General features: G+C 63.8%; 1 pseudogene. It reads right to left on the bottom strand.

Annotated elements, in window-relative coordinates:
• Positions 1-276, bottom strand: a pseudogene (locus tag KJQ96_RS39105) (branched-chain amino acid ABC transporter permease); the annotation flags it as partial.

Raw genomic sequence — 276 nt, 5'->3', positions numbered from 1 at the left:
CGAGGTAGATGATGCTGACAGCGGAGGCGCCCGCCATCGAGAGGCCGAAGATCGTTGGCCGTGGCACGGAGAAGCCGTCGGACGACCCGAGGCTCTGCGACTTGAGCAGGATACCATACAGGATCATGGACAGGGCCATTGACAGCATGGCGAAGAAGATTCCGCGATAGCGCCGCAGCAGAAAGCCTGCGGCCAAGGCGATCACGCCGGCGGAGCAGGCCGCAATCGCCAGCAGAAGGAAGATGTCACGCACGCCGCCGAACTGCGCGGCGATAC

The organism is Bradyrhizobium sp. sGM-13 (assembly GCF_018398875.1).
GTDB lineage: Bacteria > Pseudomonadota > Alphaproteobacteria > Rhizobiales > Xanthobacteraceae > Bradyrhizobium.
This window is presented reverse-complemented; position numbering and strand designations above follow the sequence as displayed.